12 protein-coding genes are annotated in these 17,168 nt (G+C 53.0%); 10 read left to right on the forward strand and 2 right to left on the reverse strand.

Going from position 1 to position 17,168, the window contains the following annotated elements; all coding sequences use genetic code 11:
* Positions 1-95 precede the first annotated feature (95 nt).
* Together trxB and NSS64_RS00790 are read left to right on the forward strand one after the other, a co-directional pair.
* The gene (gene trxB / locus NSS64_RS00785) at positions 96-1,037 is read left to right on the forward strand and encodes a thioredoxin-disulfide reductase (protein ID WP_036694921.1); all 942 of its coding nucleotides are present in this window, start codon (positions 96-98) and stop codon (positions 1,035-1,037) included.
* Between the two features lie 83 nt (positions 1,038-1,120).
* The gene (locus tag NSS64_RS00790; protein WP_036694922.1) at positions 1,121-1,357 is read left to right on the forward strand and encodes a glutaredoxin family protein; all 237 of its coding nucleotides are present in this window, start codon (positions 1,121-1,123) and stop codon (positions 1,355-1,357) included.
* 173 nt (positions 1,358-1,530) lie between these two features.
* Here NSS64_RS00790 and NSS64_RS00795 read toward each other — a convergent pair whose 3' ends face one another.
* Positions 1,531-1,725 (reverse strand): hypothetical protein, encoded by a 195-nt coding sequence (locus NSS64_RS00795; RefSeq protein WP_036694925.1) that lies wholly within the window; start codon positions 1,723-1,725, stop codon positions 1,531-1,533.
* A gap of 142 nt (positions 1,726-1,867) precedes the next feature.
* Positions 1,868-3,028, reverse strand: coding sequence for an ROK family transcriptional regulator (locus NSS64_RS00800; protein WP_341138909.1), 1,161 nt, complete (start codon positions 3,026-3,028; stop codon positions 1,868-1,870).
* A gap of 300 nt (positions 3,029-3,328) precedes the next feature.
* Between NSS64_RS00800 and xylA the strand changes: the two genes are divergently transcribed.
* From xylA to NSS64_RS00840, 8 genes are all read left to right on the forward strand, one after another.
* Positions 3,329-4,648, forward strand: coding sequence for a xylose isomerase (xylA, locus tag NSS64_RS00805; protein ID WP_341138910.1), 1,320 nt, complete (start codon positions 3,329-3,331; stop codon positions 4,646-4,648).
* Between the two features lie 707 nt (positions 4,649-5,355).
* A complete protein-coding gene (gene xylB, locus NSS64_RS00810; RefSeq protein WP_341138911.1) occupies positions 5,356-6,852 on the forward strand; it encodes a xylulokinase in 1,497 nt (498 codons plus the stop codon).
* A gap of 119 nt (positions 6,853-6,971) precedes the next feature.
* Positions 6,972-8,519 (forward strand): response regulator transcription factor, encoded by a 1,548-nt coding sequence (locus NSS64_RS00815; protein WP_341138912.1) that lies wholly within the window; start codon positions 6,972-6,974, stop codon positions 8,517-8,519.
* Between the two features lie 197 nt (positions 8,520-8,716).
* Positions 8,717-10,507 (forward strand): cache domain-containing sensor histidine kinase, encoded by a 1,791-nt coding sequence (locus NSS64_RS00820; RefSeq protein ID WP_341138913.1) that lies wholly within the window; start codon positions 8,717-8,719, stop codon positions 10,505-10,507.
* A gap of 114 nt (positions 10,508-10,621) precedes the next feature.
* Positions 10,622-11,608, forward strand: a complete 987-nt coding sequence (locus NSS64_RS00825) for an ABC transporter permease (protein ID WP_081751337.1) — start codon at positions 10,622-10,624, stop codon at positions 11,606-11,608.
* Positions 11,609-11,622: 14 nt separating this feature from the next.
* Positions 11,623-12,522: a carbohydrate ABC transporter permease gene (locus NSS64_RS00830; RefSeq protein ID WP_340937964.1), complete on the forward strand. Its 900-nt coding sequence runs from the start codon at positions 11,623-11,625 to the stop codon at positions 12,520-12,522.
* A gap of 188 nt (positions 12,523-12,710) precedes the next feature.
* Complete coding sequence (locus NSS64_RS00835) at positions 12,711-14,453, forward strand: ABC transporter substrate-binding protein (RefSeq protein ID WP_340994499.1); 1,743 nt, start codon at positions 12,711-12,713, stop codon at positions 14,451-14,453.
* 109 nt (positions 14,454-14,562) lie between these two features.
* On the forward strand, positions 14,563-16,944 hold the full coding sequence (locus NSS64_RS00840) for a glycoside hydrolase family 95 protein (protein ID WP_341138914.1): 2,382 nt from the start codon (positions 14,563-14,565) through the stop codon (positions 16,942-16,944).
* Positions 16,945-17,168: the final 224 nt, after the last annotated feature.

Consider the following 17,168-nt stretch of genomic DNA (forward strand, 5'->3'; position numbering starts at 1 on the left):
CAACTCCCCTTGAGGTGATCATAATAAATACTAGATTATAATTATTTTAAATAAGGAATGGCGTCTTTTCCGTCCATCTCAAGGGGGATATCATCATGTACAAATCAATTATTGTCGGTACTGGACCGGCCGGATTGACAGCTGCTATATATTTGGCCCGGGCGAACCTGAACCCGCTCGTGATCGAAGGTCCGCAGCCAGGCGGACAGCTTACGACTACAACGGAGATCGAGAACTTCCCGGGATTCCCGGAAGGTATTCTGGGTCCCGATCTGATGGATAATATGCGCAAGCAGGCTGAGCGTTTCGGCGCACAGTTCGTGACCGGCTGGGTGAACAGCGTGGAGCTGGGCGACCGTCCGTTCAAGCTGAACGTGGAGGGCATGGGCACACTGATTACGGATACGCTGATTATCTCAACGGGTGCCACAGCCAAGTATCTCGGGATTCCCGGGGAGCAGGATAACATCGGACGCGGGGTCAGCACTTGTGCTACCTGTGACGGATTTTTCTTCCGCGGCAAAGAGATCGTGGTGGTCGGCGGCGGCGATTCCGCGCTTGAAGAAGCGGGCTTCCTGACGCGTTTTGCTTCCAAGGTAACCTTGGTGCACCGCCGTGAAGAGCTGCGGGCCTCGAAGATTATGCAGGACCGTGTCCGCGATAACGCCAAAGTGACCTGGGGACTGAACCGTACCCCTGTTGAAGTGATTGCCGGAGACAAGGGGGTAACCGGTCTGAAGGTAATCAACAACGAGACTGGCGAAGAAGAGTTCATTGAAGCCAGCGGGGTATTCGTGGCGGTCGGCCATCATCCGAATACGGCTTTCCTGGGCGGACAGATCACTACGGATGCGAACGGTTATATCGTATCGAATCCCGGAACCTCCGAGACGAACATTCCCGGCGTATTCGCCTGCGGCGACGTGCAGGATACCCGTTACAGACAGGCCATTACGGCGGCAGGCAGCGGCTGTATGGCGGCTATGGATGCCGAGAAATATATCGAGAGTCTGGAGCACAGCGCAGTAATTATGTAAGTCCGGCATTTGGAGAAGCAGGGATTCCGGTGCTACAATAGAGCTCAGAGTCTAATACTTAGATACGAGGAGGAAATCATACTATGGAGAATGTAATTGTGTACACATCGACGAATTGCCCGCATTGCCGTCAGGTGAAAAGCTTCCTGAGCGATAAAGGGGTAGCGTACGAAGAACGCAACATCGAGCAGAATGAAGAGTACGCCCAGCAGGTGTGGGATATGGGCATGAGAGCTGTGCCGATTACGGTGATCGGGGATATGAAGATCGTCGGTATGAACAAGACCAAGTTCGACAAGGCTTTGGCTGCAACAGAATAATAGCCGGCAGTCCTGAAATAAATAGAGCCGCTTCCCGGAGGGAGGCGGCTTTTTGCGTGCGTACGGAGGAAAAACAACATTTCAATCTGCCCGTTGGCCTGCTTCAGCGAATATGAACAATCTTAAATGCTGCTTCTCCACTTGCTTGCGTCATTCCTGTCTGCTTGCAGGCCTCAGGTAAGAGACATGAACATCTGAAAGACAGCATAGACGGCAATGCCGCTGGCGATAAGGAGGAATCCCGATTTCTTCCGCGACTGGAACAGACGCAGGACACCGAGGCTGACGAGCGGAGCAATGATGAGCAGCAGCAGCAGCACCGCGATGAACATCTTCGCCGAAATATCAGACGTATCAACATAAGTCATGGATTCTCTCTCCATTTCAGAAAAAAGGGTGTGGTGACAAATGTCACACAAGTATCCTTATTATATAGGATAGCTACTCCTTTTAGAGCAGGAAATGCAGAAAAAAATGCGGCGATTTTAAGAAATATAAGAGTTTAAGAGTCTATAGAGTGACGCGGATGTTGCCCAGAAAATGCATCACCGCTGAAAAACCCGCTCCAATCATGGTTCCCCGGCTTCCCAGCCTGGAGAAGGTGATTTCAAGCTGTTGCTTGTGGTAAGGGAGGGTACGCTCAGCTACGACCCGGCGCAGCGGCTCGCCGAGCCATGGCTCCGCCTCCGATAGAGCGCCGCCGATAACGATCAGCTCAGGGTTGAAGCTGTTGATCAGATTGGTCACTCCGATCCCCAGATACTCGCCGATGGAGTTGAAATGGCTTAGCGTATCGGGCTGCCCCTCAAGCGCATACTTGACCAGTCCGGTCGTTGTGCGGGCCGGGAGGGCGAGGCCGGGGTTATCATAGGTTTTCTCGGAGGCGTACAGCTCCCAGCAGCCCCGGCTGCCGCAGCTGCACGGCTTGCCTTCCGCTTCAATCGTCATATGTCCAGTCTCACCCGCATAACCGCGCGCGCCCTTATACAATTCTCCGCCGATAATAATCCCCGACCCGATCCCCGAGCCGGCGCTGATATACAGCAGATGGCGCACATCACGCGCCGCCCCGAAGTTCAGCTCACCCTGGGCGCCTGCATTGGCCTCATTATCAATGGTGACCGGCACCGCGAAGGCGCTTTCCAGAATCGAACGCAGGTCTACCATCTCCCAGCCCAGGTTGGGCGCGAACAGGACAACGCCTTGCTCATCGACCATTCCCGGGACGCCGACACCAATGCCGACGAGTCCGTAAGGAGAAGGCGGAGCCGTAGCGATCAGCTCCGAGATCATCTGCTGCATCTGCCCGAGCACATAAGGAAAGTCGTGGTTCTCCAGCACACTGTCCCGTTCATGAAGAATGCCGCCCCCCAGGTTGCAGAGTACGGCCTTCAGCTGTTTCACGCGCAGCTCGATCCCGATCACACTTCCCGCCATTTCGTTAAAATGCAGCATCAGCGGCTTACGCCCGCCGCTGGATTCTCCGGGTCCGGCCTCAGTAACCAGCGACTGCCCGCATAGCTCGGCTACCAGATTGGAGACGGTAGCTTTATTCAGGCCTGTCACCTCGGATACCTTGGCCCGCGAGATGGGGGAATGCATACGGATGGTATGTAAAATAATCGATTTGTTTATTTTTTTGACCAGCGCCTGATCACCGGTAACTTTCAAGCAGCACACTTCCTTTTACAATATAAGAATTTATCAGAATAGAACCGACAGATTACGGGGCCCTTGCACAGACGGGAAGAGGGTAGCTGTGAAGCCGCTCTCCGCTGCGCGGGTATGCCCCCTAGTCTAGAATGAAGAGCGTAAAAATGCAACTATATCCGTTGGATCAGGACGATCCCGCGGCGGGAAATATAAAAATAAAAAAACTTTGTTTAACCAATATACAAAGTCAAAGAGATGTGTTAAGATGATGCTGTAAACGCTTGCGGGCGAAGCAAAATATCGAGGAGGATTTTACAAATGGCTTATTTTGAAACAGTGAGCAAGGTCTCTTACGAGGGAAGCCGTTCCACCAACCCTTATGCATTCAAATTCTACAATCCGAAAGAAATCGTAGCCGGCAAAACAATGGAAGAACACCTGAAATTTGCAATGGCTTACTGGCATACATTAACAGCTGGCGGTTCCGACCCGTTCGGCGCTGAAACTGCAGTCCGCGCTTGGGACAAACTGAGCACACTGGACAAGGCTAAGGCCCGTGCAGAAGCAGCATTCGAATTCATGGAGAAGATGGACCTGCAGTACTACTGCTTCCATGATGTGGACATCGCTCCTGAAGGCGCGTCCCTGCGTGAATTCTACAGCAACATCGATACCATCGTAGACATCCTTGAACAAGGCATGAAGGCTTCCGGCAAAAAACTGCTGTGGAACACTGCCAACATGTTCACCAACCCGCGCTACATGCACGGTGCAGGCTCCACCTGCAACGCTGACGTATTCGCACACGCTGCTGCACAAGTGAAGAAGGGTCTGGAAGTGGGTAAACGTCTGGGCGCTGACAACTATGTATTCTGGGGCGGCCGTGAAGGTTATGAGACACTGCTGAACACCAATATGCAGCTGGAGCAGGACAACATTGCCCGCCTGTTCACCATGGCTGTTGATTATGCGAAGGAAATCGGCTTCGACGGCCAGTTCCTGATCGAGCCTAAGCCGAAAGAGCCTACCAAGCACCAGTATGACTTCGATGCAGCAACTTGCATCGCCTTCCTGCAGAAGTACAACCTGGATAAGCACTTCAAGCTGAATCTTGAAGCGAACCATGCTACTCTGGCTGGACACACATTTGAGCACGAGCTGCATGTAGCCCGTATCAACGGCATGCTGGGATCACTGGATGCGAACCAGGGCGATCCATTGCTCGGCTGGGATACAGATGAATTCCCTGCAAGCATCTATGATGCTACACTGACTCTCTATGAAGTACTGAAGAACGATGGTCTGGGCAAAGGCGGAATCAACTTTGACTCCAAAGTACGCCGTCCTTCCTTCGAGCCTGAGGATCTGTTCCTGGCACACATCTCCGGTATGGACGTATACGCTAAGGGCCTGAAGGTAGCTGCTAAGCTGCTTGAAGACGGCGTATTCGAGAACTTCATCGCTGAGCGTTACAGCAGCTTCAACGAAGGCGTTGGCGCTGACATCGTATCCGGCAAAGCGACACTTGCTTCGCTGGCTGACTACGCGCTGAACAACGAGAGCCCGCGTCCGAACAAATCCGGACGTCAGGAACTGCTGAGAGCTACACTTAACCAGTACATCCTGACTGCTGAGTAAGACGCTGCCGGATTTGCGGATTGCCCGCAGATTCATTAGAGCATACACGCAACGGGGGTTGCTGAAGAGAGCATTCTTCGGCAGCCCCTTTTTAATACGGAATAGCGGGGTTACTTGAGGAGTAGGGATGTGTGAGTGTATTTTGTGCAATAGAATGCCCTGCTTTCGCTGGAAAATAGCATTCTGCTGTATTTCGTACAATAGATGTTTGAGGATGACGTTCAGAACAGCCTTTTCAAGGAATTCTAGTGTACAAAATGCAATAGCTCACGATTTTCGGCTGATTTAAGTGGAATCTATTGCAGGAAATACAATCGCCTTAGCCGGACCTTGATGTGGAGGCGCTTGTTATAAGGTGAAGCATCTCGTTGCATGTTCACTTGGAACCACAATCCATAAATAGCTGTACGGCTGAACTGAATTCACTTCTATAGTTCTGAGGTTGTACCAGTTATATTGCGGAGATGTTCCAAGAGAAGTAATGCTTCATATAACTAAGCAGATGCTTACGAAGCGAGTTTTGCTTTGAAGTGACTCAGGAAGCGGAAGCTCGCAAAACTTAAGATTATGCTTACGAAGCGAGTTATATTGCGGAGATGTTCCAAGAGAAGTAATGCTTCATATAACTAAGCAGATGCTTACGAAGCGAGTTTTGCTTGATGTGACTACAGGAAGCAGAAGCTCGCAAAACTTTTAGGAGGCTAACTATGAAATATGTAATCGGTGTCGATCTTGGAACCAGCGCGGTAAAGACTGTACTGGTAGATCCCCAGGGCAAGGTTGCTTTCGAGCACTCTGAAGCGTATCCGCTCAGCAGACCCCAGCCGAACTGGAGTGAACAGAACCCGGAGGATTGGGTGAAGGGAACCATCGCCAGCCTGAAGCGTCTGATGGAAGTATCGGGTGCAGAGCCTGCACAGATCGACGGCATCAGCTTCTCCGGCCAGATGCACGGGCTTGTGCTTGTTGACAGTGAAGGCAAGGCGCTGCGTCCCGCCATTCTATGGAATGATACGCGTACGACTGCGGAATGCCGTAAGATTGAGAAGAAGCTCGGCAGCAAGCTGATCGATATCGCCCGCAACCGCGCGCTCGAAGGCTTCACGCTTCCGAAGATTCTGTGGGTCCAGGAGCATGAGCCTGAGGTGCTCGCGAAGGCTGCATTGTTCCTGCTGCCGAAGGATTATGTGCGCTACCACCTGACAGGTGACTACGCCATGGACTACTCCGATGCAGCCGGAACCCTGCTGCTCGACGTAGGAGCGAAGCAGTGGAGTGCGGAGATTGCCGGAGCGTTCGATCTGCCGGTCTCTCTCTGCCCGAGACTCGTGGAATCCTTCGAGCAGACCGGAACCCTGCTTCCGGCGGTGGCCGAAGCCTCCGGTCTGCTTCCTACCACCAAGGTGTTCGCCGGCGGGGCAGACAATGCTTGCGGCGCACTGGGTGCCGGCATTCTGGGTGAAGGCCGGACGATGTGCAGTATCGGCACTTCCGGTGTGGTATTGTCCTACGAGAGTAACAAGGATCTTAACCTCGAAGGCAAAGTGCATTTCTTCAACCACAGTGAGAAGGATGCCTTCTATATTATGGGTGTTACCTTGGCAGCAGGACACAGCCTGACCTGGTTCAAGGAGACCTTTGCAGCAGACAAGAGCTTCGACGAATTACTGCGGGGAGTGAACGAAATCCCGGCTGGCAGCAGCGGTCTCTTGTTCACCCCGTACATCAGCGGGGAACGTACACCGCACCCGGATGCGAGCATCCGCGGCAGCTTCATCGGTATGGATTCCGGACATACCCTGTCCCACTTTACCCGGGCTGTGCTGGAAGGCATCACGTTCTCGCTGCGTGAATCGATTGAGATTGTGCGTGAATCCGGCAAAGAGATTACCGAGGTCGTGGCGATCGGCGGCGGTGCGAAGAATGAAGCCTGGCTGCAGATGCAGGCTGATATCTTCGGCGCTACGATCATCAAGCTGGAGAGCGAGCAGGGTCCGGCTATGGGCGCAGCTATGCTGGCAGCCTATGGCGCAGGCTGGTTCGAGTCCCTGGGTGAATGTGCGGAAGCCTTCATCCGTCCGGCAGAGACCTATACTCCTAACGCAGAGCAGGCGGCACTATATGACGGGATCTTCGCTTTGTACCAGGATGTATACGGACAGACCCGCGGGCTGAATGAGAAGCTGGCCTCTTACCGCAAATAGAATATCTGCATGGAATGACTGCCATCCTGTATAGGGTGGCAGCTTGTTTTCTTTATACGCGTTATGGTATAAGCTTTGCTGTAGAATCTGTTATAAGCTCTGTGAAGGGAGGCACCCTATTGATCAAAGTACTGATTGTGGATGATGAGCCCAAGCTGAGGGAAGGGATGCGCACCTTGATTCCCTGGGAGGAAGAGGGGTATACCGTGGTGGCGACAGCGGCTAACGGTTATGAAGCGCTGGACAAATTCCGTGAGCTGGACCCTGGACTTGTAATTGCAGATATTCGTATGCCGGGGATGAGCGGGCTGGAATTGATTGCTGAGCTGCGCAAGGAGAATCCGGGCTGCCATGTGCTGATTCTGAGCGGCTATGCCGATTTTGAATATGCGAAGCAAGCTATTTCCTATCATATTGACGGATATTTACTCAAGCCGGTGGATGAGGAGGAGCTGATCAGCTATCTGCAGGAGCTGCGGGAGAAGATCAGCCTGGAAGAACGGATCAACGAATGGCAGGCTCTGGAGCCGGCAAGAACCACCGAGGTGCTGGTGCGGGAGCTGCTGCAGTCGAAGGAAGCCGGAGAGGCGGCTGCCGAGTTGGGCCTGGGGGACAGCAGCTGCGAAGTAGTGCTGCTGGAATTGAAAGGGCTTAACAAGGGGGAGGATGCCCGCGAAGAGTCGGTGAAGGGGCTGATGGAGCGGCATTGGCAGGAGCAGGAGGAGCGCGGTTTCTTCTTCACCCTCCCCCCGTATATGGGAATTCTGCTGAAGGAGCCGCTCCGGGATGAACGCGCCCGGGCGGCGCTCTGGCAGGAGCTGCACTACCTGATCTCGAAGGAGGGGCTGGAGTTCGTGGCCGCAACGGGCGGAGCGGCTGTCCGGCCGGAGGAGGCCGGAGAGTCCTTCGGGGCTGCGCGCGCCCGGCTGGAGGATGCCTTCTTCGGGCAGAAGAACACACTGCTCTGTGGAATGCCGGACCTGTGGGAGGAGTCTGCACAAGGCGCGGTTGAACCGGAGGAGGAGCTGGACCCCGAGCGTGATATCGAGGTGCAGCTGCTGCTGGCAGTAGAGGCTGGCAGTAGCGAGGTGGCCAGGGAGCTTACGCTGCAGATTATCCGCCAACTGGTGCATACCCAGCGGGACGAGACTTATATCAAGGACCAGCTGCTGCGGATTGTCAGCAGCACGATTGCCCGGCTGGAGGCGGCGAGTCCCGAGCTGCGCCCGCTGATTGCCGGACAAGCCTCGCCGATGGGCGAGGTCTACAGCAGCAGGTATCTGCATGATGCAGAGCGGCTGGTGTCGGGCTATATGGAGCAGCTCTCCAGGCTGACGGGCAGCGGAAGCGTACGCGGCGATGAGATTAAGCGGATTACGGATTTGATCCAGCGGCGGTATAAGGAGAATTTGAAGCTGGGCACACTTGCGGAGATTTTTAACTACAATAGCGCCTACTTGGGTAAAATGTTCAAGAACCAGGTAGGTGAGCACTTTAACACCTATCTGGATAAGGTGCGGATCGAGAAGGCCAAGCAGCTGCTGACCCAGGGCATGAAGGTCTATGAGGTGGCGGAGCAGGTGGGATACATGAATTCCGATTATTTCAATGCCAAATTCCGCAAATATGTCGGCGTCTCCCCAAGCGCATACCGCAAGGAGAACTAGTCTTATCTAAGAAGCGCTAAAGCACTTAACGAAAAGCAAAAAGAAGCGGAGGGGAAATTTGGAACTGTAGGTCGCGGAAGGCTTGCAGAAAATCAGGTATGAGGCTTATGATATACAGGCTGTTCCCCTTCTTGCAGAAGACCGGGAGCAGCCTGTTTGTATAGAGAGGGGAGATTGATATCAAGAAGCTGGTGCGGATGGTCAATAACATGAAGCTGAAATACAAGCTGATCTTCTTTTATATCATAGTGGTGATGATTCCCGTGCTGATTGCAGGGGTAATTCTGACGAATTATTTTCGGGAAGGCGCCTTGAACAGAGCGATAGATCAGGCCACCAACAACGTGGAAAAGATCAAAAGCCAGTTGTACAGCAAGCTGCGTGTCCCTACAGATATTTCGAATCTGCTCTATTTCGATGAGGATCTGGAGCGGCTGGTCAATACGCATTATCCGAGTATCCTGGAGCTGACCAAGGCTTATCTGAATTATACCGACCTCAAGGAATATGTGCTGCGGTACCGGGAAATCTCCAATATCCGCTTTTTCATCGATAATCCCACACTGGTGGATGATATGTCCATCGCGCCGGTAACGCCGGAGATCCGTATGAGAAACTGGTATATACAAGCTATGCAGAACAATCAGATCTACTGGATGTATATCCACGACAAGGACCCTTATATCAACAGCCCCAAAGGGACCATCAACAAGCTGAGTCTGGTCCGCCAGGTGCCCTACCCTGAATACAGCAAGTCGGGAGTGCTGATGGTGCAGGTGAATCAGGATGAGCTGAACCAGATGCTGCACCAGGAGCCGTTCGAGACCATCATTGTCGATGAGCAGGGCTATATTGTGTCCGCCAAAAACCCGCAGCTGGTAGGCAGCACGGTGGATACTTTTGACATAGGGATAAATGTGCAGTCGCAATCCAAAGGTGTGTTCATGACCCAGGTGAAGGATAAGGATTCCTACGTCATGATTGATGAGATGATCCCTGAGCTGAGTGTCAGCAAGCTGAAGATCATTTCCGTATTTGAGACCAAAAGCATTCTGAGCGATGCCAATAAGGTGAGTCAGCTGGGTCTGTTTATCGTAATCGGGGTGCTGCTGGTTGCGCTTGTACTGGTCTATACTATCTCGCTGCTGACGAGCAACCGGCTGCTGCGGCTGAGCCGCCAGCTCAATCAAGTGGCTCTCGGGAACCTGAACGTCGTCTCCCACATTGACGGAACAGACGAGATCGGCCAGCTGTCGCGCCAGTTCAACTACATGGTAGCCAGCATCAACCAGCTGATTACCCAGGTGATAGAGAGCAATGAGAAGAACAGCACGCTGGAGATCGCGCAGCGGGAGATTAAGCTGAAGATGATGGCCAGCCAGATTCATCCGCATTTTCTGTTCAACGCACTGGAGTCGATCCGGATGAACGCCCATCTGCGGGGAGAGAAGGAGATCGCTAATATAGTCAGGCTACTGGGCAAGCTGATGCGCAAGAATCTGGAAGTAGGCCGGGAGAGAGCGCCGATCAAGGAAGAGATTGAGATGATCCGCTCCTATCTGGAGATTCAGAAGTTCCGGTACGAGGACAGGCTGGAGTATGAGATTACCTTCGATCCCGCCGCCGCTGAGGTGATGATCCCGCCGCTGATTATCCAGCCGCTGGTGGAGAATTCTGTCGTTCACGGTCTGGAGAACAAGGAAGGCACGGTGCATGTCAGCATCGCCATTACCCTCAGGGAGAATCAGGAGATTCAGGTGATTGTAATGGATGACGGGATCGGCATGAAGGAAGGACGGCTGTCCGAGATTATGGAGGTCATCACCAAGGCAGAGGAAGAAGAGCAGGGCCGGATCGGGCTGCGCAATGTGCAGCAGAGACTGACCCTGTATTACGGAGCAGAGCATGGGCTGAACATCTCCAGCCGGGAGGGAGAGGGGACCCGGATTACATTTTCAATCCCTAAGGGCAGTGATTTGAAGGCTTAAGGGGATACAGGCGGGGAGAATGTCTAATTTCTATAGGTTTTTACGTGAAATCTGTTGGGTATTCTCGCCCCCGGCGCTGGGATAAGATAAAGCTATCAAAGCGAAGGGGGAATAATGATCGTGAAAGCGCTCACTGAAAGCGGTGTTACAGCAAATGAAAGCGTAACCCCCCGCCCACCTGCGAAACGGAATAGTGGATTTTGGAAAAGCGTACTCCAGCAAAAGTACTTATACCTGATGTCCCTTCCATTCGTAATCTGGGTATTTATATTCAGCTATGTGCCCATATGGGGATGGCTAATGGCCTTCCAGAATTATAAGCCAGTCAGGTCGTTCAGCGAGCAGAAATGGGTCGGACTGGACAACTTCAGGGAGCTGTTCCAGGATGAACGCTTCTACCTCGTATTAAGAAATACACTGGCGATGAGCATGCTGGGACTGATCTTCGGCTTCGTGGTTCCTATCCTGTTCGCCGTGATGCTCAATGAGCTGCGCGGCAACGTCTTCAAGAGATCGGTCCAGACGATATCTTACCTGCCCCACTTTGTATCCTGGGTCGTTGTAGGCGGGATTGTCTACAAGACGCTTGCGATTGACGGGGGGATCGTGAATGATCTGCTGCTCTGGATGAATGTGATTGATGAGCCGATTCAGTTCATGGCCAAAGGGAAATACTTCTGGGGAGTCTTAACGGCTGCTGACATCTGGAAGGAAACGGGCTGGAACGCGATCATCTATCTGGCAGCGATTACAGGCATTGATAAAGAGCTGTATGAAGCGGCCAAAGTGGACGGTGCAGGACGGGTCAAGCAGATGTTCAATATTACGCTGCCGGGTATCCGCACAACGGTGATGGTGCTGCTGATTATGAATATCGGCCATCTTGTCGGCATCGGCTTCGAGAAGCAATTCCAGCTGCAGAACAACATGGTTACCGATTATTCGGAAGTGCTGGATTTGTATGCGCTTAAATACGGGATACAGATTGGACGGTTCTCCTACGGTACGGCGATAAGCATGTTCACCTCGGTAGTGAGTGTCATCCTGCTGTTTACCGCCAACGGTCTGATGAAGAAATTTGCCAAAGAAAGCATTATGTAAGGAGGGGATCATCCATGAGCAGCAAAGCTTTTCAAATGTCAAAAGGTGAACGTATTTTCGATATTTTTCTCTATATCGCTCTAATTCTGATTATGATTGTGACGTTATATCCCTTTCTGAACGTGCTGGCGATTTCCTTCAATGAATCTACAGATACAGTCCGGGGCGGCATCTATATCTTCCCGCGGGTCTGGACTCTGGAGAATTACCAGCGGATATTCAGCTATACGGGCCTGATTCAAGGCTTCAAAATATCGATTCTGCGTACCCTTTCCGGTACTCTTCTGGGGCTGATCAGTGCTTCCATGCTGGCCTTTACGCTCAGCCGTCCGGAGTTTAGAGCCAGAAGATTCGTCTCGGTATTCCTGGCCCTGACCATGTACTTCTCCGGCGGTATGGTGCCGATGTACATTCTCATGAAGGACCTGAATCTGATCGGAACGTTCTGGATCTACATCCTGCCGGGTATGGTATCCGCGTTCAACGTCTTCATTATCCGCTCCTTCATGGACGGGCTGCCGTTTGCTCTGCAGGAATCCGCCAAGCTGGACGGCGCGAATGACTTTATGATTTTCTACAAAATCATTCTTCCGCTCTGTAAGCCGGTGCTGGCTACCATCGCCTTGTTCCTGGCCGTGGGGCAATGGAATGAGTGGTTCACCACCTATCTCTACAACGGCAACAAGCCGCATCTGACTACGCTGCAGTTCGAGCTGATGAAGGTCCTGTCTTCGACCAATCAGGGCAGCGGCATGGCAAATGCGAATGATATGGCCAGACAGATGGCGCAGATTTCACCGGAGTCGATCAAGATGGCGATTACGATTGTCGTAACCGTGCCGATTCTCGTGGTCTATCCGTTCCTGCAAAAGTATTTTGTCGGAGGTATGACGCTGGGTGCAGTCAAGGCTTAAGCCTTCATTCCTCAGGGCAGGAGAAGCTGCCGGGTTCAGTGCAGAACCTGGCAGCCAACCCGCTTAAGCCAAGTGTTAATTTATGGAAATTTATATTTGTGGTAGTTTTGCAAGCGTTCACAATGGTATATTCAGGTCTCACCTGATATGCATAAAGGCAACATATTAAGATACAAGGGGGATACACAATGAACCGCAAGAGTACCAAGACGATCTTCACACTCCTGCTGATGAGCTCGATGCTGATCGCCGGTTGTGGAGCGAATGGCAATAATGCAGCCAACAATACGACGCCTAACAACTCAGGAACTACACCAGATGCTACTGCTGCAGCAGATGATACGGCTCTAGATACCTCACCGGCTACCTTCACCTTCTTCGGAGCGGATGCCAGCCCTAACTGGAACAAGATGCAGGATGATGTCGGCAAAGCTATTACGGAAAAGACAGGCGTCACCCTTGAAGCTGAATTCGATGTAGGCAGCGGCGGCGGCGACCAGAAGATTGCGATGATGGCGGCGAGCGGCGACGTTCCTGATATTATTTTCGCTAAAGGAAGTCTAAGTACCCTGGTGGATGCCGGTCTGATCCTTGATATGACGGACCTGATTGACAAATATGGCCCCAACCTCAAGAAAGTCTACGGCGAGAATATGAACCGTCTGAAGTACAGCCTGGACGACCAGAGTATCTATCAGATTCCTACGAATATGGGTGTCGGCCAGAAATCCTTCGATGCCACAGGCGGATTTGAAATCCAGCATCGTGTACTCAAAGAGCTTGGCTATCCGAAAGTGCGGACTGTAGCTGATTTTGAAAAGGTGCTTAAGGATTATGTCGCTCTGCATCCGGAAACCGATGGACAGCCTACCATTCCGCTGACGCTGAATGCCGATGACTGGAAGATTATGATCACCGTGACGAACCCGGCCTTCACTACAACCGGTGCACCGGATGATGGTGAATATTATGTGGACCCTGAGACCTTCGAAGCGAAGCTTCACTACAAACGCGCCGAAGAAAAGGAATATTTCCGCTGGCTGAACGGTATGTACAATCAAGGCCTGCTCGACAAGGATACCTTCGTACAAAAGGATGACCAATACAAAGCGAAAGTGGCCAGCGGCCGTGTGCTCGGTCTGATCTCCCAGGAATGGGAATACTCCGACGGTGAGAATGCCCTGAAGGCTGCCGGCAAAGACGAGTACACCTATGGACACTTCCCTGTAACCCTGACCGAAGAGTATAAGGATCATTCCTTCATGCAGACCGGTATCGACGGCTACGGGATTGCAATCACTACGGCTGCCAAAGATCCTGAGCGGATCATCAAATGGCTGGACTGGATGTCCTCCGATGAAGGCCAGATCCTCAGAACCTGGGGGATTAAAGACAAGCACTATACTGTGGATGCGAATGGCAAGCGCGAGGTTCTGCCTGAGATCCGTGACGGCTTAGCCAATGATACCGCGAACACTCAAAAAACAACCGGGATCGGCCAGTACCTGATCTTCGGTGCACGGTATGGCGACGGGGTGAAGGATTCAACAGACAACTACTACACCACAAGCTTCCCTGAGCAGATTGTTGCTTCGTACTCAGAAGCCGAGAAGGAATCCCTTGCCGGATATAAGGCGACTACCTGGAAGGACCTGTTCCCGAAAGAGGATGAATTCCCTGTAAAAGAAACAGGCGCCCTGTACAACCTGCCGGTTCCGACAGACGGTAAATATCAGGTCATCTTCAAAAAGACCCAGGATATCGTACGTAAACGTATCCCGGAAGCGATTCTGTCCAAACCGGCTGACTTCGATAAAGTCTATGACGCCTTCCTCGCTGAGCTCGATAAAGCCGGCGCTCAGGATATGGAAAAAGAATTCACTGAGCTTGTGAAGAAGAGAGTATCCCTGTGGACAGGCAAAAATCTGTAAATCCTAATAGGATGTAGCATGATCAAATGTACAGCAGAAGGCAGAAGGGCCCGACTTAGGTCAGGGCCTTTTGCTATATTCAGAACTTAGTACGAAGGGTGAGTAGAATATGGAAACTGAACAAAGGAACTCCGCATGGAAGCTTAGATACCGCCAGCCCGCAGCCGTCTGGGAAGAGGCGCTGCCGCTTGGGAACGGGCATATGGGAGCGATGGTATTCGGCGGAACGGGTAGAGAGCTGATCCGGCTGAATGAGGATACTTTATGGTCGGGGTTTCCCCGGGATACCAATAACTATGAAGCACTTAGGTATCTGAAGAGAACCCGGGAGTTAATCGCTGCAGCTCAGTATGGTGAGGCTGAGGATATGGTGAATGCCCATATGCTGGGGGTCAACGCCCAGGCCTACATGCCGCTCGGGGACCTGATTCTTACGCAGCCGGGCACAGAGCATTGCACGGCCTATGAACGAGAGCTTGATCTGGATAGCGGAGTTGCCAGAGTGACCTATCAGACGGAGCAGGGCAACTTCACCCGTGAGGTGTTCATCAGCACACCAGACCAGGTCGGTGTCGTGCATCTGACAAGCGGTCAACCGGGGGGAATTCAGGTAGAGCTGGAATTGGACAGCCAATTACAGCATAGCGTCAGTCCGGGGGAGGGGAACGGGCTTGTAATGCAGGGCCGCTGCCCCTCGCATATTGCCGATAATTACCACCAGGATCATCCGCTCGCGGTGCTCTATGAAGCGGGGCTTGGAGTAGCATTCGAGCTGCACCTGCGTGTACAGGTAACCGGGGGAAGTATCCGGTATTCCGCAGGCAAGCTGGTAATCAGTGGCGCGGACCATGTGCTGCTGCTGCTGGCTGCCGGAACGGACTATGAGGAGGTGCGCTCCAGAGCAAGCCATAGGACTGCTTCGGCTGCTCAACATTTGGAAGCAGTGGTAAGCCCGGCGGAGCTATGCGCCGGCAGATTAAGTGCTGCGGCTGGTAAGACTTATGAGGAGCTGCGGAGAAGGCATACTGAGGATCACCAGGCGATCTTCCGCCGGATGGATCTGGATCTCGGCGGTCACGAGGCAGATGAGCGGCCCACTGATGAACGTCTGGCCGCATATCAGGACGGAGCGGAAGATCCGGCGCTCGAAGCGCTGCTGTTCCAATATGGCCGCTATCTGCTGATGGGCAGCTCACGGACCGGAACCCAGGCAGCGAATCTGCAGGGGATCTGGAACCCACATGTTCAGCCGCCATGGAACAGCAATTACACGACCAATATCAATACACAGATGAACTACTGGCTGGCGGAGGTCTGCAATCTCAGCGAATGCCATGAGCCGCTCTTTGAGCTGATTAAGGAGCTTAGTGAGAACGGTGCCAGAACCGCAGCTATTCATTACGGGGCGCGCGGCTGGGTAGCCCATCATAATGTGGATCTGTGGAGGACTTCCACACCGTCCGGCGGAGATGCCAGCTGGGCCTTCTGGCCAATGGGCGGGGTGTGGCTATGCCGCCACCTGTGGGAGCATTATGAATTCACTCTCGACGCTGCTTATCTGGAGGACACCGCGTATCCGCTAATGAAGGGAGCCGCTCTATTCTGCCTGGATTGGATGGTGGAAGGACCGGAGGGCCGGCTGGTTACCAGTCCGTCTACTTCGCCGGAGAACCGGTTCATCACGGAGGATGGCAGAGCTTGCAGTATATCTATGGGTTCAGCCATGGATATGAGCCTGATCGCTGAGTTGATGCAGCACTGCCTGGAGGCTGCGCGCATTCTCGGCGTGGACGCTGAGCTTCAGGAGGAGCTAGAGCAGACGCTCGCCCGGCTGTCTCCGCTGAAGATAAGCAAGGATGGACGGGTGCAGGAATGGCTCTATGACTTCGCTGAAGCCGAGCCGGGGCACCGCCATGTCTCCCACCTGTACAGCCTGTATCCGGGCAACCGGATTAACCGGCGGGACACGCCGGAGCTGCTGGAGGCTAGCCGTTTAACGCTGGAGCAGCGGGTTGCCTCCGGTGGAGGGCATACGGGCTGGAGCTGTGCTTGGCTGATTAACCTCTACGCCCGGCTCGCAGACGGCGATGCAGCTTACGGTTATGTACGCACGCTGCTAACCCGCTCCGTTTATCCCAACCTGTTCGATGCGCATCCGCCGTTTCAGATTGACGGTAATTTCGGCGCGGCCGCCGGCATTGCAGAGATGCTGCTGCAGAGCCATCTGGGGGAGCTTACGCTGCTTCCGGCACTTCCGGGAGTCTGGAAGAACGGCCGTATCAGCGGCCTGAAGGCGCGCGGAGGGTATGAGGTGGACATCGAATGGCAGGCTGGGGTTCTGGTATCCGCGCGGATTACAGCCCGGTTCGATGGAACACTGCGCCTCGGCTATTCGCAAGAGCTGAAGCTGAAGCTTGGAGATGGGAGTGTCCAGCCGCTGAACGGTGCGCTTGAGGTTACGGCTGGCGGGGTGTACTCGGTGGGGCTGTAATGATTAGGGGAATTGAAGGAAAAATGGAAAACTATAAATCTAGTGGGAAATAAACCCGATAATAAAAGGAGGTAACCTGTATAACTGAGGGATATTTATAGATGAAGTGGAAGCCAGAGTTCTAGTACAAAGTCAGATTTAAACAAGTGGATGGGGCTCTATAATGCCTGAAGGAGTATAGGAGTGGAGTTCCCCCCTTCAGATGCCATTCCCGGATCAAGATG

It is taken from the genome of Paenibacillus sp. FSL H8-0122, assembly GCF_038005345.1.
Lineage (GTDB): Bacteria > Bacillota > Bacilli > Paenibacillales > Paenibacillaceae > Paenibacillus_AQ.